Annotated in this window: 20 protein-coding genes; 8 read left to right on the top strand and 12 right to left on the bottom strand. The window is 65.5% G+C overall.

Features of this window, described 5'->3' with window-relative positions; genetic code table 11:
• Window positions 1-247: 247 nt before the first annotated feature.
• Window positions 248-1306, top strand: a complete 1059-nt coding sequence (locus tag AC5RUK_RS16485; RefSeq protein WP_494152854.1) for an App1 family protein phosphatidate phosphatase — start codon at window positions 248-250, stop codon at window positions 1304-1306.
• A gap of 89 nt (window positions 1307-1395) precedes the next feature.
• Here AC5RUK_RS16485 and AC5RUK_RS16480 read toward each other — a convergent pair whose 3' ends face one another.
• The gene (locus tag AC5RUK_RS16480) at window positions 1396-1893 is read right to left on the bottom strand and encodes a CarD family transcriptional regulator (protein WP_493987686.1); all 498 of its coding nucleotides are present in this window, start codon (window positions 1891-1893) and stop codon (window positions 1396-1398) included.
• An 81-nt stretch (window positions 1894-1974) separates the two neighbouring features.
• Between AC5RUK_RS16480 and AC5RUK_RS16475 the strand changes: the two genes are divergently transcribed.
• Both AC5RUK_RS16475 and AC5RUK_RS16470 read left to right on the top strand, forming a co-directional pair.
• Window positions 1975-2646: a TetR family transcriptional regulator gene (locus tag AC5RUK_RS16475; protein WP_493987687.1), complete on the top strand. Its 672-nt coding sequence runs from the start codon at window positions 1975-1977 to the stop codon at window positions 2644-2646.
• A gap of 155 nt (window positions 2647-2801) precedes the next feature.
• Window positions 2802-3080, top strand: coding sequence for a YchJ family protein (locus AC5RUK_RS16470; RefSeq protein WP_494152853.1), 279 nt, complete (start codon window positions 2802-2804; stop codon window positions 3078-3080).
• Between the two features lie 186 nt (window positions 3081-3266).
• Here the strand turns inward: AC5RUK_RS16470 and AC5RUK_RS16465 are convergent, their stop codons facing one another.
• The 3 genes from AC5RUK_RS16465 to AC5RUK_RS16455 all read right to left on the bottom strand — a co-directional run bounded on the left by AC5RUK_RS16465 (window position 3267) and on the right by AC5RUK_RS16455 (window position 4451).
• Window positions 3267-3605 carry a DUF202 domain-containing protein gene (locus AC5RUK_RS16465; RefSeq protein WP_493987688.1) on the bottom strand — a complete coding sequence of 113 codons (339 nt, stop codon included), beginning with the start codon at window positions 3603-3605 and terminating at the stop codon, window positions 3267-3269.
• Window positions 3605-4003: a YidH family protein gene (locus tag AC5RUK_RS16460; RefSeq protein ID WP_493987689.1), complete on the bottom strand. Its 399-nt coding sequence runs from the start codon at window positions 4001-4003 to the stop codon at window positions 3605-3607. Before AC5RUK_RS16460 ends, AC5RUK_RS16465 begins: the two co-directional genes overlap by 1 nt.
• Before the next feature lie 130 nt (window positions 4004-4133).
• Window positions 4134-4451, bottom strand: coding sequence for a hypothetical protein (locus AC5RUK_RS16455; RefSeq protein ID WP_494152852.1), 318 nt, complete (start codon window positions 4449-4451; stop codon window positions 4134-4136).
• 110 nt (window positions 4452-4561) lie between these two features.
• Between AC5RUK_RS16455 and AC5RUK_RS16450 the strand changes: the two genes are divergently transcribed.
• Window positions 4562-5038, top strand: a complete 477-nt coding sequence (locus AC5RUK_RS16450; RefSeq protein WP_493987691.1) for an acyl-CoA thioesterase — start codon at window positions 4562-4564, stop codon at window positions 5036-5038.
• Window positions 5039-5255: 217 nt separating this feature from the next.
• Here AC5RUK_RS16450 and AC5RUK_RS16445 read toward each other — a convergent pair whose 3' ends face one another.
• On the bottom strand, window positions 5256-5675 hold the full coding sequence (locus AC5RUK_RS16445; protein WP_494108288.1) for a MarR family winged helix-turn-helix transcriptional regulator: 420 nt from the start codon (window positions 5673-5675) through the stop codon (window positions 5256-5258).
• A gap of 409 nt (window positions 5676-6084) precedes the next feature.
• On the opposite strand from AC5RUK_RS16445, the gene AC5RUK_RS16440 reads away from it, so the two are divergent.
• On the top strand, window positions 6085-6684 hold the full coding sequence (locus AC5RUK_RS16440; protein ID WP_493987693.1) for a helix-turn-helix domain-containing protein: 600 nt from the start codon (window positions 6085-6087) through the stop codon (window positions 6682-6684).
• A 261-nt stretch (window positions 6685-6945) separates the two neighbouring features.
• Here AC5RUK_RS16440 and AC5RUK_RS16435 read toward each other — a convergent pair whose 3' ends face one another.
• Together AC5RUK_RS16435 and AC5RUK_RS16430 are read right to left on the bottom strand one after the other, a co-directional pair.
• Complete coding sequence (locus tag AC5RUK_RS16435; RefSeq protein ID WP_493987694.1) at window positions 6946-7374, bottom strand: DoxX family protein; 429 nt, start codon at window positions 7372-7374, stop codon at window positions 6946-6948.
• 240 nt (window positions 7375-7614) lie between these two features.
• Window positions 7615-8229 carry a GyrI-like domain-containing protein gene (locus AC5RUK_RS16430; RefSeq protein WP_494152851.1) on the bottom strand — a complete coding sequence of 205 codons (615 nt, stop codon included), beginning with the start codon at window positions 8227-8229 and terminating at the stop codon, window positions 7615-7617.
• Between the two features lie 69 nt (window positions 8230-8298).
• Here AC5RUK_RS16430 and AC5RUK_RS16425 point away from each other — a divergent pair, with 69 nt between their 5' ends.
• A complete protein-coding gene (locus AC5RUK_RS16425; RefSeq protein ID WP_494152850.1) occupies window positions 8299-9045 on the top strand; it encodes a M50 family metallopeptidase in 747 nt (248 codons plus the stop codon).
• Between the two features lie 322 nt (window positions 9046-9367).
• Window positions 9368-9670 (top strand): DUF4193 domain-containing protein, encoded by a 303-nt coding sequence (locus tag AC5RUK_RS16420; protein ID WP_493979582.1) that lies wholly within the window; start codon window positions 9368-9370, stop codon window positions 9668-9670.
• 54 nt (window positions 9671-9724) lie between these two features.
• Here the strand turns inward: AC5RUK_RS16420 and AC5RUK_RS16415 are convergent, their stop codons facing one another.
• The 3 genes from AC5RUK_RS16415 to AC5RUK_RS16405 form a co-directional block, all read right to left on the bottom strand.
• Window positions 9725-10375 (bottom strand): SDR family oxidoreductase, encoded by a 651-nt coding sequence (locus AC5RUK_RS16415; RefSeq protein ID WP_494152849.1) that lies wholly within the window; start codon window positions 10373-10375, stop codon window positions 9725-9727.
• A 258-nt stretch (window positions 10376-10633) separates the two neighbouring features.
• A complete protein-coding gene (locus tag AC5RUK_RS16410) occupies window positions 10634-11455 on the bottom strand; it encodes a family 1 encapsulin nanocompartment shell protein (RefSeq protein WP_493987698.1) in 822 nt (273 codons plus the stop codon).
• Entirely contained in the window at window positions 11452-11919 is a 468-nt protein-coding gene (locus AC5RUK_RS16405) for a ferritin family protein (RefSeq protein ID WP_494152848.1), read from the bottom strand. The genes AC5RUK_RS16410 and AC5RUK_RS16405 overlap by 4 nt, the downstream gene beginning before the upstream one ends.
• A 369-nt stretch (window positions 11920-12288) precedes the next feature.
• On the opposite strand from AC5RUK_RS16405, the gene AC5RUK_RS16400 reads away from it, so the two are divergent.
• Window positions 12289-12672 carry a hypothetical protein gene (locus AC5RUK_RS16400; RefSeq protein ID WP_494152847.1) on the top strand — a complete coding sequence of 128 codons (384 nt, stop codon included), beginning with the start codon at window positions 12289-12291 and terminating at the stop codon, window positions 12670-12672.
• A 94-nt stretch (window positions 12673-12766) separates the two neighbouring features.
• Here the strand turns inward: AC5RUK_RS16400 and AC5RUK_RS16395 are convergent, their stop codons facing one another.
• Window positions 12767-14548 carry an HNH endonuclease signature motif containing protein gene (locus tag AC5RUK_RS16395; RefSeq protein ID WP_494152846.1) on the bottom strand — a complete coding sequence of 594 codons (1782 nt, stop codon included), beginning with the start codon at window positions 14546-14548 and terminating at the stop codon, window positions 12767-12769.
• Between the two features lie 206 nt (window positions 14549-14754).
• Complete coding sequence (locus AC5RUK_RS16390) at window positions 14755-16287, bottom strand: MDR family MFS transporter (protein ID WP_494152845.1); 1533 nt, start codon at window positions 16285-16287, stop codon at window positions 14755-14757.
• Between the last annotated feature and the right edge of the window lie 105 nt (window positions 16288-16392).

Below are 16392 nucleotides of genomic sequence, written 5' to 3'. Positions count from 1 at the left end.
TGGCCAGTCTTCAGGTTCACTTCGACGCGGGCAAGACCTGCGGAGCGGTCGGCGTCGTCGAGAGGATCCGCGGGATATCGAGGCCGTCGCGAGGGCCGCGCGGGGGAGTCAGCGCCGTCGGGGAAGCGGGCGCCGGTCGGAAGAGTCCGCGTGGAAGCCGCGCCGTCGGGCGGGCCCATGGTTGACGCCGAGGCGGCGCGCTGGTGCCGGTTCGGGCCGGAAAGCGTGTGCATGACAGACTTGGACCATGGCATCCATTATCGGCAACGGCGACGATCTCCAGGAGAAGGCAGCCCACATCGGCATGCGCCTTGAAGACCGCTGGCAGGCGGTCCGGGAACGGCGGGCACGGCAGCGCGGCGACGTAGCCACCGTGATGCCGTTTACCGGCTACGGCACCGACGGCTGGATCCGCGTGCTTGCCCGGGTAGTGATGGCCCGGCCAGGTGCGTTCGACAACGGCCGCATGCCCTCCAAGCTGGTGGCCGACGGCATCCGCGGCTGGCGGAATTTCATCAGCCCGCCCGTGGCCAATGCGCGGGTGACGATCCACGCCGAAGGCACCGAGCACCAGGTGGTGGCGGACCGCGGCGGCGTGGTGGACGCCAAGGTTTCCGTGCACCTGGCTCCCGGCTGGCACACCGTCACGCTGCGCTGCGAGGACTCGGAACCCGTGGAAGCGGCGGTCTATGTGGTGCCGCCGGAGGCGCGCTTCGGCGTGGTGTCCGACGTCGATGACACGGTCATGGTCACGGCGCTGCCCCGTCCGATGCTCGCGGCGTGGAACACGTTCGTGCTGGATGAACATGCGCGCAACGCCACGCCGGGCATGGCCGTGATGCTGGAGCGGGTGACGCGTGAGCATCCGGGCAGCCCGGTGTTGTACCTGTCCACCGGCGCCTGGAACGTTGCGCAGACGCTGACGCGGTTCCTCTCCCGGAACATGTATCCGGACGGCGCGCTGCTGCTCACCGACTGGGGGCCGACGAAGGACCGCTGGTTCCGCAGCGGCCAGATGCACAAGGTGGACCAGTTACGGCGGCTGGCCGAAGAATTCCCGAACATCAAGTGGCTGCTGATCGGCGACGACGGCCAGCACGACGAAGCCATCTACGCCGGCTTTGCGCTGCGTTATCCCGACCATGTGGCGGCCATCGCCATCCGCCAACTGTCGGTTAGCGAGGCGGTGCTGGCCGGTGGCCGTTCACAGGACGGCCCGGTGGGACCCGCGCGCAGCATCCCGTGGATCTACGCTTCCGACGGGAAAGGCCTGGCGAACCAGCTTCAGCAGCTGGGAATCCTGTAACACATACGGCGCCCCACTCCTGGTGGAGCGGGGCGCCGTCGTTTCGTCACTGGGCAGCGCCGGGACGTTATTCCTCTTGAGGCCGCCTGTTATACGGTGGCCTCAAGCGGACCGAAAACAGCTTCGATCATGGCCCGCGCCGTTTCGTTGTCAGTCTTTTCGGCCAGGGCAAGCTCCGAGGACAGGATCCGCATGGCCTGTTCAAGCTGGTGCTTTTCACCCGCCGAGGAGCCGCGTTCGATTGCCCGCAGCGAGAGATCGCGGACCACTTCGCTGACCCGGTAGATGTCGCCGCTGTTGATCTTTTCCTGGTTGGCCTTGAACCGGCGTGACCAGTTTTCCTGATCCTCCGGCACCTTCGCCTTCAGGATCGCAAAGACATCCTTGACGCCTTTTTTGCTGATGGCCTTGCGTACGCCGACCGTTTCCGCGTTGCCCAGCGGCAGTTCGATGAGCAGTCCGTCATGGTGTGCGCGGAACTGCACGAACTTGGTCTGGCAGTCCTTGAACGGACGGGTCCGGAGATCGGTCACGGTAACAGCGCCGTGTGGGGGATAGACGAGGGTGTCGCCAACTTTAATGTTCATTGATGCCCTTTCATGCCATTATGGCAGATACTGCCACATTGGCAGTGAATACTCAAATTATGGGGTATCTTGGAAGCTGCTATGCCACAGAAAACGCCGACCAGCGGCGCTTCCAGAACCGATGTGCCCGGCCCGACCACGGCTGAGCTCCCTGTCGCTGCACCCGGATTGAGGGAGCGACGGCGGCGCCAGACCCGGACGGAAATCAGCGAGGCTGCGCTGCATTTGTTCCAGGAACACGGCGTGGATGCCACCACTGTGGACGGCATCGCCCACGCCGCCGGGATTTCCCAGCGCACGTTCTTCCGGTACTTCACCAGCAAGGAAGAAGCCGCGCTGCCGGCACACCAGGATTTCGACGCCGCGCTCGAGGCCGGGCTGCTCACGATCGATCCGGCCGGCAACCCGCGCGAAGAGCTTGAGCGCGTCTACCAAGAGGTGATGCAGGCGTATGCGGACAACGACGCTCCCGCAGCGCGCCGCATGTTGCTGGTCAACCAGCTCATCCGCAAGGAGCCCCTGCTTAAAGCGGCCATGCTCAAGCACAACGCCACCCGGACAACCGGGCTGGTGGACGCCCTGACGGACCGGTTCGGCCGTGACGGGGTCAGCGACCTTCAGATCAGGCTCGCGTTCGAGACCTGCGCGGCGGTGGTCCGGGTTGCGTTCGAGGTCTGGGTGGCCCGGCGCGAGGCCGGCCGAAATGACAACCTGCCGGACATTTACGCGGCTGCCCTGCAGCTGTCCCACTGACCATGCCGAACGCACGAACCCGGGGTGGCGAGCTGCCCGCGGTGACACCCCTGACGACGACGATGCCATGTCCGTGCCGGAGCGGCCGGCCGTACGGCGAGTGCTGCGGGCCGTTCCACCGCGGCGATGCCGAGCCGCCGACAGCGGAAGCCCTGATGCGGTCGCGCTACTCGGCGTTCGCCGCCGGTGACGCCGCCTATCTGCTGCGCACCTGGCATCCGGAGACGCGGCCCGCCCAGCTTGAGTTGGACCCCGCCCTGCACTGGACCGGATTGGAGATCCTCAAGACCGTCCGCGGCGGCGAATCCGACCGCGCGGGCACCGTGGAGTTCCGCGCCAACTACCGCGAAGGCGGCCAGAACCGGGCGCAACAGGAAAAGAGCACGTTTGTGCGCGAGGACGGCCGCTGGGTCTACCGCGACGCTTTGGCCTGAATCCGGCGCAGCCGCCCGGTGCTCACCGCCGCGGCTCACGACGGCGCCGCGCTGCTGCTAACCACTGCGGCCGACCTCCGCGGCCGGAGGGCGCCGACCGCCGCTTTTCACCACCTCAGCCGGAGTGCGCCGCCAGTCGCCAGTGCCGCCCCAGACGTCACGCCGCGCGTGCAACGTCGTCGTGGTTCAGTCCAAAAACAGGACGGCATAGATGCCGAGCGCGCCGAGCACCACCACGCTGCCGGCAACCCAGGCGGCAGCGGCGGCGTCGGCGTGGATCCTCTCGTCGGCCACGCCGGAGACCGCACGCCGGTACCGGAGCTTCTGCGTGATGTAGATGCCGAACGCCGTGCACAACGCCACGGCCACAAGAGTCCCGGTGAACCCGCCGTATTCCGGCATCCAGCGCAGGAACATGGCTGTTGCCACGATCATGGCCAGGGTGGTCCGGCTCCAGGCCAGGGAGGTGCGTTCGGGCTGCAGGCCGGCGTCGTGGTGTTCTGGCTCGGAACGGGCGCGTCGCATCAGGACGGCCGCAGGACGACGAAGACCACCAGCAGTGCCGCCACCACACCGCCGCCAATGGCCAGGATCGGGGCAATCAGCGGCAGCGGCAGGGGAGTCTTATGCCGCATGGCCCGCTCCACGTTGAGCCAGCGGAAGAACGAGCCGCCGCCTATCGCCATGGCCAAGACCAGGAGGATGATGGCGATGGTCTTGCGGATTTCCGGGACGAGGACGCCGCCGGTGAAAACCTCAACCGCGATGCCGCCCGCCAGGAGGGCCAGCGACGTGCGGATCCACGCCAGGAACGTGCGCTCGTTGGCCAGCGTGAACCGCGGGTCGGGCTCGGTGCCGCCGCGCAGCAGTTTACTGGCGAGTTTGCTGCGTTCCGGGCGGGGCGAGGGTGAAGAAGTAGGCACGGCTTCATGGTAACCATGTCCGCAGTCGGCGCGGCGACGGCGACGTCACATGGCAAGCGGGGCTGGCGCATGCGTCCCCGAACGGCCTGATGTCCACGCGCAGGCAAATGAACCCGATGCGGGCCAGGCGTCAGGCTGCCGGCCGGTCCTCGTCGTCGTCGTTCTCCTGATCCATGCGGGCCACGGTGAAGAAGCGGTTGCCCGCCCCCTTGCGCGAACTCGGCACCAGCAGCTTGGAGTATTTTTCGCACCACTGGGCGGCGCCGCCGGAATCCGCGGCAGCCGCAGCGATGGCGTCAATGTCGTCGGACCAACCCAGAACGCGTTCACCATCGAGGCAGAACTGGATGAGTCCCAGCTGGGTATCTACGTGCAGTTCGACGTCCACCCAAACGTCGAATCCCACAGTGTTGCTGGCTGTATCTTCTGTTTTATATGTGTTCATCATGAGACCTGTGTTGCGCATCACACCCTGTGGCGCCCTCCCACTATAGGGTCCACGATCCGGAATGCCAAACAGTTTCCCCCGCGTAAACGGCCGGTAAAGTAAATCGGGCGATGACTCAGACACCTTCCGCCCAGCGCCTCACCTGCAACGTCCCGATGCGCTGGGGCGACATGGATGCCTACGGGCACATCAACAATGTGGAAATCCTGCGGATCCTGGAGGAAGCGCGCATCCACGCGTTCGGGCCTCCCGCCGGCACCGGCGGCCCCGGGCTCGAGGTGGACCTGCCGGTCTTCTCCGACCTGCCCGAATCCACCCAGGCTCTGGTGGCGGAGCACCGGGTGAAGTACGTCCGGCCGCTCAGTTACCGCAACATCCCGGCGCACGTGGAGGTCTGGATCAGCGCGATCAAGGGCGCCAGCCTGACCATCGCGTACCGGATCATGGACCCGGTAACCGCCGAGCAATGCGTGCTGGCGGAAACCACGCTCGCCTTCTTCCACACGGACACTGGCCGGCTGCTGCGCCTGAATGAGCGCCAGCGAGCGATCCTGAAGCCCTACCTGGGCGAGTCGAACTTCCGCTGAAACGACGACGGCGATGGGCTGGCTAATCCCGCGGAGCGGCCGGTCGGCTCGGGGAGTCCCGCGACCGCGGGCGGGGAGCGCCCAAACCGCTTGCAGCCGGGCTGCCGCCGTCGTCTTCCCTGGCGGTACGGCCGGACTGCCGTCGTCTGCCGTGGCTCTGCGGCCGGGCCGCGTCGTCCTCCTTGACGGTGCCAGCGGGCCGCCGTCGTCGTCTTCCCTAACCCTCCCAACCGAGGTTGCGGGCGATCCGTTCCAGCACGTCAAGGGCGGCTGCATATTCTTCTTCACTGATGCCCTCGGCCATGCGGGCGCGCGTGCGGTCGACCACCTCGCCGAGTGAGGCAAGGCTTGCCCGCCCGGTATCGGTCAGCGCATAGTGCCCGTCCTCGGCGCTGACCCAGCCGCTTTCCACAAGTTCTTCGACCGGTTCCTGGGGTCCTTCGCCCTCGGCCTCGGGAATGAAAGGCCCCAGAGCTTCCGCGAGTTCAGCGGCCGTAGACGGCTTGTCCGCCAGCAGGTTCATCATCTGCCACTGCCGGCGGGTGATGCCGTGTTCCTCCATGGTCTCGACAAACTGCTCGTCGAGCAGCCGGTCAACGAGCTTCAGCCAATAACCGATGGGTCGTAGAGGTGCCATGCCGCCACCCTACAAGGGTCCGCGCGGCTGATCGACTGAAACTTGCGAACGCGCCGCTGATCGGATGGAACTGGCGAACAGCCCGCTGATCGGCCGGAGCTGCAGAACACGCCGCCGATCGACTGAAATTGGCGAGCACGCCGGCGATCGGCTGGAACTGGCGAGCACGCCGCCGATCGGCCGAAACTTCCGAACACGCCGCCGATCCAAGACCACTAGGACCTTGACGCCAATACGACCTGTGCGCGCGGTGGCGCGGTCGGCAATCACCACGTGGCCGCTTTCTGCCCTGAGCAGACCCTGCTGACGCCGGCCAAGCAGCTTCCTACGATGGAAGCAGCCAGAAGGGAGTCGCGTCGTGCTCGAACTTCAAAAGCTTCACCGTGGGCCAGGTTCAGGGCCACCACCATTGCTCCGCGACATCTACGGGGCGGTCCTGCGCAAGGAGCGCCGTCGTCAGCAGCGCACCCTCGACGACGTGGCCAGCCGGGCCGGCGTGTCCCTTCAGTACCTGTCGGAGATAGAACGAGGACGCAAGGAGGCCTCCTCCGAGATCCTTGCGGCGGTCTGTGCGTCGCTGGGCTCGGGACTGGCCGCCTTCCTGGCAGCAGTGCATCGTGAACTGGCGGCGCTCGAAGGAAGGACCGTGCTGGCCAGGCCACCGGCCCTGCGGCCCTCTGCAGAGGCGCAGCAGGAATCGAACCGCCGGGAAACGGCACCGTCCCACCCAGGCAATTCCGGCTCTGTAGACAGTGCGACCGCGCTGCCACCCCTGGCACTGGAAATGACCCCTGGAGACCTCGCCGACCGGCGCCTGCAACGTACAGACCCCACCGGCCTGCGTTCTGTAGGCCTAAGCGACCGGGGCCTGCTGTGTGCTGACCACGCCGGCCTGCGTTCGGTAGGCCTGGCCGACCGGGATCTGGTGCCGCATGCCCCGATGGACGCGGGCAGGCAACTGGGCGGGGGAGCTCAAGGCGGGCCGCCGCCCATTCTGATGGCCGCCTGACGTTACACCGCTGCATGCCCGGCGCGGACGGGCTGAGGGCATCCAGCCGCCGTGCCATGTGGGCCACGGGGCCGGATTTGTTCGGCCAACGAAAACACCGCCGCTGCTCGCCGCACACCGCACTTGCGGGAGGTGTGCTGCGAACGGTTGCGGCCGGGGGCAGCGAAACGGGCAGGTGCAGCCTTTCGGTTGCGCCTGCCCGTTCGGTGTCCGCCCGTTCCGGCGGTTGCCCGGCGAGCTAACGCCGGGCCACCTGAGAGGTTAGGCCAGGGGAGCCAGCTTGGTCTTGCCGAAAACGGCGCGGTCCACCGAGATCCGGCCGGGGCCAACCAGCGCCAGCGCCAGCGATGCGGCGCCGAGCAGCAGCACCAGTTCGTAGCCGCCGCCGTCCACGAAGACGCCGGCGGGAGCGTGGACGAGCACCAGGGCGCCGAGCATGTCCAGCGTCAACAGGGCTGCCACGAGCCGCGTCAGCAGGCCGAGGATCAGGGCGATGCCGCCGCCGAGCTCCAGGCCGGCCACGATCGGTGCGGCGATGTCGGCGGCCGGGACGCCCATCTGGCCGAAGGAGGCCTGGGTGCCGGCGATGGTCCATTCGTTGAACTTCTGCCAGCCGTGGGCGACGAAGAGGAAGCCCAGGACGACGCGAAGAACTGTGCGTGCAGTGGTGGTCAAAGCGGAATTAGTCATGATGTTTTCACCGTTTCGATGGTCATTGGATCGGCCGTCTGGAACGAGCGATAAGCATCAATAACTTGACGCTTCAATCAAATATTGCCAGCAATTATGTTGAAGTGTCAACTTTCGGCTCTCGGGCTGAGGGCAGCAGGCGGGCAGTACCATGGCGATCCATTTAGGTGGCCGGAACCGCGCAATCCGTCCGGTCCGTCCCCAGCCCAGATCGCACAGGGCATGCCGTTTGGCGGCCGCTCAGGTGCCCCGCACCGGTTGGCGCAGGATTGTCTTGAGCTTGGCCGGTTCGGTCTTGCGCGGGTCGCCGAGATAGATTTCGTGGTGGTGCCCGTTTGGTTCCAACTTGTTGGCCGGCAGGAATTCATCCCTCAGCCGGGCCAAAACCGGTCCTTCGTCGTCGTACGAACCAACATGCATGACCTGGACGCTCAGCCCTTCGTCCAGCCACCCGTGCCGGAGCGATTCCACCGCCGGAAGACCCTTTTTGGCTGCCGCCTGGCGCCGTGCGTTTTCAATGTGTTCCGGTTCCAGCCAGTCAGGCTGGCGGATCATCAGTGTCCAGGACCACTCGTCCTTGGCCCGTCGGGTGAAGGCGGTCATATCCTCCGCCCACCAAAGGCCTTCCAGCGGACCTACAACGTAGTCGCGACCGAGCTGCTTCTTGCTGGCGAACTTCAGCGTGTAGGAGACTGCGTACAAGGCCTCGACCGCCTGGACGTACCCGTCTGTCGTGTTTGGATCGCCGTGACCGTCCGCCTGCAGGAAGCGCATGGGTGGCACGGTGACCAGCTGGAAATCCTTGCCCGGGGCGTACAGCTCCTTCTGGTCTTTCTTGAAATCCAGCTTGTCCATGGGGGAGCTCTCCGGTGGTCGGCGATGTGGTCTAGTTATATCGCGTAGTCACGGATGAAACGAGGAACCTTGCTGCAGCAATTCGCCGCCGAATGGTGGACGCGGATCACCGACGGCTTCATGCGCGGTGAACCACTCGAAACCGGAGTGCTGGAGTTGTCGCTCATCCTTGGTGTGGCGCTGCTGTTGTCAGTGCCCCGGGCCAGCTGGCGCTATTTCGGGTTGTTTGTCACAGCGGTCCACGAGTTGGGGCACGCGTTCGCGGCGCTGGCCACGGGGCGGCTGGTGCGCGGCATCCATTTGCGGTTCGACCAATCCGGCGCCATGATCAGCCGCGGGGCGGGCAGGGCATCGGCTGCCTGGACCGGCTTCTGGGGATACCCGGTGCCCGCGCTGGTCGGGGCGGTGTTGGTGTGGACCGCGTTCGTCGGTTGGTCCGGTGCCGCCCTGTCCGTCAGCGCGCTGCTGCTGGCCACGCTCTTGTTCATCCGGAACCTCGAGGGGGTCGTCATCGCCGTGGGCTTGGCGGTGGGCGCTCAGCTGCTGGTGTGGTTCGCACCGGTGGAATTGCTCGGGCACCTGACGCTCGCCATCGGTGTCGGGCTTCTGGTGGGAGCTGTGCGGGACTGGCTGAATCTGCTGAGCGTGCACACCCGGCGCCGGCACCAACTGGCCAATTCCGACGCGTTCATCATGGCGCGGCGGACCGGCGTGCCGGCCGCGCTCTGGCTGGCCGGGTTCGCTGTGGTCATCCTGCTTTGCTGGGCGGCTGCCGTGGCGACCGTGGCCGCTGTTGGCCCGCTGGCGGTTCTCTAACGGAGTCCTTGACAGTCCCTGATGAGGGATCTGTGGCACCGGCTGATTGCCCCTTGCGGGCGGCTTGCTGGCAGTAACTGAGCGGACTACTGCCGGTGGCTGGTTAATACCCTCGCAATTGGCGCCCCTCGACCTCAGGCAGTGGCCTTACTCACAACGGTGTCATTCGGCTCGGGGGCCCGCGAGCAACGGCGCGGGGGAACGGGAATTATGGCCGTGTGTGAGACGTTGTTGATCGATGTTGAAATCTTTGGAAGAGCGGCTATGATGGGCGCTCGCAGATAGGTCAAAACAACGAGAGCTTCAGGAGTTTTAAACCCGCATGGCAACCGATTACGACGCACCGCGCAACAAGGACGACGACAACAATAATGAGTCGCTCGAAGCCCTTCAGGCTCAGCGCTCCGGCGGTGCGAAGACGGCGCTGATCGACGTCGAAGATTCGGACACCGCCGAGGGCATCGATCTGCCCGGTGCCGACCTCTCCGGTGAAGAACTGGTGGTCCAGGTTGTTCCTCCCCGTGAGGACGAATTCACCTGTGGCTCCTGCTTCCTCGTCCGTCACCGCAGTCAAGTAGCCCGCGAAAAGAACGGCGAGAAGTACTGCCGCGACTGCGAAGGCTAAATCCTCAACCTTCCGAACCCCGCGCCGAGACCGGCGCGGGGTTCTGTGGTTAATTCACACGCTTCGGACGGCCTCGCTGATCGGCGTGCCGCCGTTAATGAACTCGATTACCTTGCCTGCCGTCGCAGGCACCGCCAGTACTTCGGCCGCCACCATTGCCACGTCTTCGCGGCTCACTTCACCGCCAGGAGTGCCCGGTCCGGCTTGGATCTTCCCGGTCGCGGGCTGCAACGTCAACGAGCTCGGACCCAGGATTGTCCAATCCAGCGACGTGGACTTCAGGTAGTCGTCCGCGGCGGCCTTGGCATCTGCGTACGGGAAGAACGCATGGTCCTCCGGCACTCCGTGGTTCTTGCCGGCGCCGAGATAAGACACCATGATGTAGCGCTGCACCCCGGCCGCCACGGCTGCGTCCATCGACCGGATGGCCGCGTCCCGGTCCACCGCATAAGTCCGCGCAGGATTGCCTCCGCCTGCGCCCGCGGACCAAACGAAGGCGTCGTGGCCGCGCAGCTGGTCTGTTAGATCGTCGGTAGTCGTCTTCTCGACGTCGGCGATCACCGGCACCGCTCCAGTGTCCCGGACGTCGGAGACGTGGTCCGGATTGCGGATGATGGAGCTGACTTCGTGGCCCTGCGCGGTGAGGATGCGGGACAGGTGCAGCGCGACCCTGCCGTGGCCTCCGAAAATGGCAATGCGTGACATGGGGTTCCTTTCGGTGTGGTCCATCCCAATCTAGGCATGGAGTCGGGTGACGGCCAATGGCTGGCATCTTCAACGGCCGCCGTAACCCATCGGCTGGCTGCGCGCTTGTTCGGTGACCGCTTGTCGCTGCGCTGACTCCTGTGGACGCCCTTCCGCAGGGCTCGTGCGATGGTCTGGTCTCCGCAGGGCCTTGCCCCGGTTCCGTCGGGCGGGTGCACCCGTTCAGGCCTCGGCGGAATGCGGTCCGGTTCCGCTGCCCTAGCCGTCACTGCCGGTGAGATGGATCCCGGCTTCCGGCGTGGCCACCCGGAAACTGAAGGACTGCTCGATGTACAGGTAGACGAACTCCTCATCGTGCCGGTCGTAGCCAACCGAGAGGTCCTGGCCGGATTCAAACAGGAAGTCTCCGCCGCGCAGGCTCATCACTATGGCCCCGCGGACTCCGGGCGCCCAGACAATCGGACCACCCAGCAACTTGCGCAGGTGCTCGGACAGCAGATAGCCACCGCGCTCGGTCGCCTCTACTACGGCGGTGTAATGCCCGGGGCCGAGTGCCAGGCCGAACGGACCTCCAATGCCGGCCTGGAGCAGGGCCGAGACAGCCTTGGCAATGCGCTTGGGGTAGTCATTGAAGTCAGCCACGCGAGGCACCGGCGAATGCGGGGTGGCGCTCGTGACCCCCTCAATGCCCACCTGTCTCCAGCCGTGAAATACGGCCGCGTTCTCTGCGATGGCAATTTGCATTGCCGCCTCGGCCAAGTCCGTCAGGTCCACATCGGCCGCACCGCGGTCATGGTCAAGCAGTTCCAACCGGGAAACCTTGAAAGGTGCCCGCACCTCTACCAAGGGAAGCACCCCGCGCCGTCGCGTCGTCACGCCGTCGGCCAATGCCGGCCCCGTGATGCTTTCGGTGCGTCCGAGGTTTGTGGCTGAATACTCCCAGCCGAATGGACCAGCGAAATCCACCATCTTGCGGGCGCCGAGGGCCACGGTGAGTCGCTCCTTGGCTTCCCGGTCCAACAGCGTCCATCCACCGTCGGAAATTGGGGCATGCTCGCGCAGCAGGTGATTGATGGTCATGAGAAGTCCTCCTTAAGGCTGCCGATTCCCAGCGACGAATCAGAACCGGCCGGCCCGCGGCGAGGGTATGTACGAGTTTCCGCCCCCGACGGAGAGCGGCCAGCGGGCCCATGGGCAGAGACTGGAATCGGCAGCTCCGGGCCTGTACCGGCCGCCGCTGCCGCCTCGGCCGCTCCGCCGTTGGTCACGATATCGCCGCCTTGGAACAAGGTGCCCTGGGCAATTTGGCGCCATTTAGGCTTCCGCCGAAGCAGGAACTCCAAGTCCATGCTGAAATGTTTGAACTCCTCGGCCAGGGAATCCTCCATGATGGCGACAGATTCCGGGTCTTTCTCCAGCGACATCCGTTGTTCGTACCAGCCGATGGCCTCGGCTTCCTCTGTCAGGTTGGCGCACATCCGCGCAAAGGTCCGCGTCTCGGCGGAGAGCTCAGCGGCGGGTTCGTGATACTGGTCAAAGCCCATCTGGATTCCTCCGTGAGGTTGTGCCTCTTTGCCAGCGTAGCCACGGCCCCGCTGGCTGACTACCCTTGACGCAGGCCCCGGTGAGTGCGGTCGCGCCGCAGATGATCGCTTGGGCTAGGCACGGATCGGCGGAGCTGTTTAAGCACGCCGGCAAGTACACGGCGGACTGCTAGGGGGCAACCCGGCGACGCTGATCGCGTCGTCGACGCACGAGCCAGATCTGCAGTCCGCGCTATGTGGTCAGTCGTCTCGCCCGGTCCACGCCCGCTCTTGCCCGCGCCAAGTTTGCGCCCGGTGTTGTCCGCACGGGGCTACCCCCCAGCCCTGACCCCGCACAGGAACCCAACCGCGGCATAGTAAAGTTGCAGGGTGATTCGTCGAAACTCCGCACTGCTCATGCTGCCACTCGTCGCTCTGCTTGCTACCGGGTGTGCACAGGTCGAACAGGCCGCCTCCGACGCCATCGACCAAGCCGCCAGCTCTGCTTCCGAGGCCGTGAACCAAGCCGCGTCCAACATGGCCAACGCAGCGGTCGGGGAAGCAGTCAAGCAGGTGTGCGCCCCGATTCAGGACGGCAGCATCGGTGCAGAGGAACAGGAGATGCTCGCGGGCCTGGTTTCCGCAGCAGGAGCAGCCGGCGTTCCCGCCGAGATCATCGGCCCGATGTCGCAGATCGCCGAATCCGGCGACCAGATCCCGGCAGACGCCATGGCCTCCATGCAGCAAGCCTGCGACAACAACGGCGCTGGGTAGTTAGACAACCGCCTGGCTACTCCCAACCGCTCTTGCGCGGAATGGGAAAGCCTTAGGCCGGCTGCGGCGCGGGGGCCGGCGACAACGCCAGCTATCAGAACGGGGGAGTTTCAGGCTGGGCCGGCCAACCGTCAAATGGACTGGAACTTCTGCCGGGCGCAATGGCTCCCGCGGTGCTGTCCATCCCGATATCGAGTTCCGACTGCAACGGGACCTTCAGCGGACCCGAAGGGCGGACCGGCGTCCTGAGGACCGCCGCGTCAGAGTCTAATAGGCCTCCACCAGGTGAAGGGCCGCTCCACTGACCGGAGCCTGAGCCCACCGCCGCCGGCTCCGGCAGGCGTTCGGGCAGCCGCGCGTCCTTTAACCACACGTGGTTGCGGAGCGGCTTTTGAGCCGGGTCGACACTGAGCGGCGGTACGAACCAAGCCACGCCCTTGCTCACCTCGACCCGCCAATCTCCTTGATGCAGCAAATGATGGTGGTACCCGCAGACCAAGACGCCATTGTCGACGGAGGTCGGACCACCCTTCTCAAACCACTGGATGTGATGCACTTCCGTCCAAGGAGAGGGCGCTGTACAGCCGGGGAAGGCACAACCTCCGTCCCTGGCAGTGATCGCCAGCCGCATGTACTTCGGAAACAGCCGCTGGGATTGGCCAACATCCAAAATCGCACCCGTGCCGGAGAGGATCACCGGGATGATGTCGGCATCGCAGGCTATCCGCCTAATGGTCTTGGCGCTCAGCGGTCCGGAGAAGGTGCTGGTGCCCGGACGTCCAACTTCGGCTGCCAGGTCCTTGTAGTCGATGGTGACCAGAAGCTGTGGGCGGCGACCGCCAGCGGCTGGCAGCAGGTCCGTGGTGAGAGCGACTTTGCAAGCACCAATGAGTCCGTCGAGCTGCTTCTGCTGGCGGGTACGCCCGTCCTCTGCCGTCTGGCTAACTAAAGCGTCCGGTCCGTTGTCCTGAGCGCCTGTGGTGACGAAGTCATCGGCGTTATCGGTGGCGCCGTTCAACTGAGAGTCTGTGCCGGGTGCGTCAACCGCTTCAAACCCTACTGTCCCGGCTGTGGCCGTCCCTTCCCTCAAGCGGGGGTTTGTGGCGGTGTTGTAAACGGTTGCAAGAACCTCGTTCTGCTCATCGGTGGCGTTAATTTCGTAGCAGTGCAGGCCGTTGCGCCGCCCGCGGTAGAACAGGCCCTGGCGTGCTTTGAGCTCGGCAGGCCCGAGGTCGGCTCCGGCTGGGTTGAGGCCGCCCTCCCAGTGCCGGATCAGCAGCCTCAGCGAATCGGTGTCGTAATCGGAGGCATGCTGAACCAGTGCCTCTTCCATCTCGCGGAGCTGTTCCGGGTCGGCGGTGCGACGCAGCCCGTCGACAGCCTTCCGGATCAGAGTTGCGGCCTGGCCGGAGACCATTCCTTCCTCCATTGCACGTGCGAGCACCGGCAGCCTGGGCGGCGCAACAGGCTTGCCCTGAGGAGCCGGGCGGGCTTCGGTGGCTTCCGCGAGTTGGAACCGTCGAGCGGCCTCCTGCCGTGGAATGCCGAGCTTCGCCCGCAGATAGTCTTCGTTCGTTTTGTAGGCGCCGCGCATACGATGATTCGGTTCTTCGGGGTCATGCGGCTTGTCCGTCTCTCCGACGGCGGCGATGTTTTGCGCCTTGATGATGCCCGCCATGATCAGCTGGGTTTGGCCAACGATGTTGGCCAGCTCTTCTACCTGTGCCGCCGTCTGGGCCACCGACCTGGTACTGCGTGTCAGCCCGCCGTTCCTCAGACGATTATTCAGTTCACTGATCTCGGCGCGGATCCGGGCCAGCAGGACGGAATCATCCTGCCCTGCTCCCGGAGCCTCATCGAGCGCGTCGATCGTCATAAATACAGCCTATGAAGCCCCCGAACAGGGTAGGAGAAGCAGGTGCCGGTATGTGGATGAAAAGTTCGTGGGGCTTTCTGTGGAGAAGAAGTGGACGGCACTCGGGCAAGGGTGTCGAGAACCAGGCGTTCTCAAGGCGTGCCCGGGCCTCACGCTCCAGCGCGGCGGGCCTCCCGCTTCAGATCCCGGCCGAAGAACCTCCGCTTTCAGCCGGCGACGGGCGCGCCTTCCAGGGCCGCCGCATCCTCGGCGGGCTCCTCCACCGGTTTCCGGATGAAGAACGCGGCCACCACGGCCACGATCGAGATGAAGGCGCCGGTCAGGAAAGCCATCCGCACTCCGCCCGCCACCGCCGTCGTCGATGCCGCGCCTTCGGCGGAAAGAACACCTGCCTGCATGGACATGACGGTGACGAACATGGCGGTGCCTGCTGCCCCGGCCACTTGCTGCACGGTGCCGATGACGGCGCTTCCGTGCGAGTACAGCTGCCGCCGCACCGACCCAAGACCAGCGGAAAACAGCGGCGTGAACAGCAGCGCCAGGCCCACACTGAGCACGATGTGTGCCGCCAGCAGTGTCAGCGGGGTGGTGTTCTCGCTGACCGTGGACAAGAACCAGAGCACGGCGCTGACCACCGTCGTCCCCGGCACCAGCAGCACCCTGGGGCCGAACCTGTCATAGAGCCGTCCAACGGGCGGGGCCAGCAGGCCCATCAACAGCCCGCCCGGCAGCAGCATCAACCCGATCTGCAGCGGCTCGAGCCCCAGGACCTGCTGCATATATATAGGGAGCAAAATGATGGTGCCGAACAGTGCGGCCATGCTGACAGCCATCAGCCCGACGGACACGGAGAAGTTGCCGGAGCGGAACGTCCGCAGGTCCAGCAACGCCTTGTCCGAGCGCTGCAGGCGAACCTGGCGCAGCAGGAAAACGAGCAGTCCCACGCCGCCGACCGCGAATGCAGCCCACATGGCGGCACCCGAAGCAGGCCCCGCCGTCGTTGTTCCGTGCCCGGAGCCGACCTGGCTGAGGCCGTAGATCAGCCCGCCGAAACCGATGGCGGAGAGCGCCACGGACGGCAGGTCCAGCGGCACCGGCCGGGGCTCGGTCACGTTCTGGATCCGCCGGTTGCCGACCGCCAGCATGCCCAGCGCGATCGGCAGCACCAACCAGAACATCCAGCGCCAGGACAGGGTGTTGAGGATGATGCCGGAAATGGTTGGACCGATGGCCGGCGCCACCGAAATGACAATCGAGACGTTGCCCATGGTCTTGCCGCGGTCTTCGGCCGGCACCAGGTTCATCAGCGTGGTCATCAGCAGCGGCATCATGATCGCCGTGCCCGATGCCTGGACCACGCGGGCCACCAGCAGCACCTCGAACCCCGGGGCCAGCGCGGCCAGCAGGGTTCCCGCGGAGAACAGCGCCATCGAAGCAGTGAAAACCTGACGCGTGGTGAAACGCTGCAGGAGGAATCCGGTCACCGGAATGACCACCGCCATTGTCAGCATGAACGCCGTGGTCAGCCACTGGGCCGCGCGGGCGCTGATGCCGAGGTCATCCATCAACTCGGTCAGCGCCACAGACATGATGGTTTCGTTCAGGATCACCACGAACGCAGAGACCAACAGGATGCCAATCACGCGGCGGTTCCGGCGCGATTCATCAGCCGTCAACCCTCGGCCGTTGGAGGATCCGGGCCGCGCCGAGGCTCTTTTCGTCGACGGTTCTTTATTCACGGGAGAATCCTCGGGGGGAGTTCGTGCTGTTGCGGGCGGCCGAAAATAGCCCTAGAACGCCGAGTCTACGGCAGAGTAGTAGCTTAACCTGCCCCCGCTGACTCC

The organism is Arthrobacter sp. Y3223065, from assembly GCF_059090885.1.
The sequence above is the reverse complement of the archived record's forward strand: the minus strand, read 5'-3'. Positions and strand labels throughout refer to the sequence as shown.

What these genes read in the sequence shown, in the direction of transcription:
- AC5RUK_RS16485 (WP_494152854.1), top strand. Translation starts at nt 248, where the DNA reads ATGGCATCCATTATCGGCAACGGCGACGATCTCCAGGAGAAGGCAGCC.
- AC5RUK_RS16480 (WP_493987686.1), bottom strand. Translation starts at nt 1,893, where the DNA reads ATGAACATTAAAGTTGGCGACACCCTCGTCTATCCCCCACACGGCGCT.
- AC5RUK_RS16475 (WP_493987687.1), top strand. Translation starts at nt 1,975, where the DNA reads ATGCCACAGAAAACGCCGACCAGCGGCGCTTCCAGAACCGATGTGCCC.
- AC5RUK_RS16470 (WP_494152853.1), top strand. Translation starts at nt 2,802, where the DNA reads ATGCGGTCGCGCTACTCGGCGTTCGCCGCCGGTGACGCCGCCTATCTG.
- AC5RUK_RS16465 (WP_493987688.1), bottom strand. Translation starts at nt 3,605, where the DNA reads ATGCGACGCGCCCGTTCCGAGCCAGAACACCACGACGCCGGCCTGCAG.
- AC5RUK_RS16455 (WP_494152852.1), bottom strand. Translation starts at nt 4,451, where the DNA reads ATGATGAACACATATAAAACAGAAGATACAGCCAGCAACACTGTGGGA.
- AC5RUK_RS16450 (WP_493987691.1), top strand. Translation starts at nt 4,562, where the DNA reads ATGACTCAGACACCTTCCGCCCAGCGCCTCACCTGCAACGTCCCGATG.
- AC5RUK_RS16445 (WP_494108288.1), bottom strand. Translation starts at nt 5,675, where the DNA reads ATGGCACCTCTACGACCCATCGGTTATTGGCTGAAGCTCGTTGACCGG.
- AC5RUK_RS16435 (WP_493987694.1), bottom strand. Translation starts at nt 7,374, where the DNA reads ATGACTAATTCCGCTTTGACCACCACTGCACGCACAGTTCTTCGCGTC.
- AC5RUK_RS16430 (WP_494152851.1), bottom strand. Translation starts at nt 8,229, where the DNA reads ATGGACAAGCTGGATTTCAAGAAAGACCAGAAGGAGCTGTACGCCCCG.
- AC5RUK_RS16420 (WP_493979582.1), top strand. Translation starts at nt 9,368, where the DNA reads ATGGCAACCGATTACGACGCACCGCGCAACAAGGACGACGACAACAAT.
- AC5RUK_RS16415 (WP_494152849.1), bottom strand. Translation starts at nt 10,375, where the DNA reads ATGTCACGCATTGCCATTTTCGGAGGCCACGGCAGGGTCGCGCTGCAC.
- AC5RUK_RS16410 (WP_493987698.1), bottom strand. Translation starts at nt 11,455, where the DNA reads ATGACCATCAATCACCTGCTGCGCGAGCATGCCCCAATTTCCGACGGT.
- AC5RUK_RS16405 (WP_494152848.1), bottom strand. Translation starts at nt 11,919, where the DNA reads ATGGGCTTTGACCAGTATCACGAACCCGCCGCTGAGCTCTCCGCCGAG.
- AC5RUK_RS16395 (WP_494152846.1), bottom strand. Translation starts at nt 14,548, where the DNA reads ATGACGATCGACGCGCTCGATGAGGCTCCGGGAGCAGGGCAGGATGAT.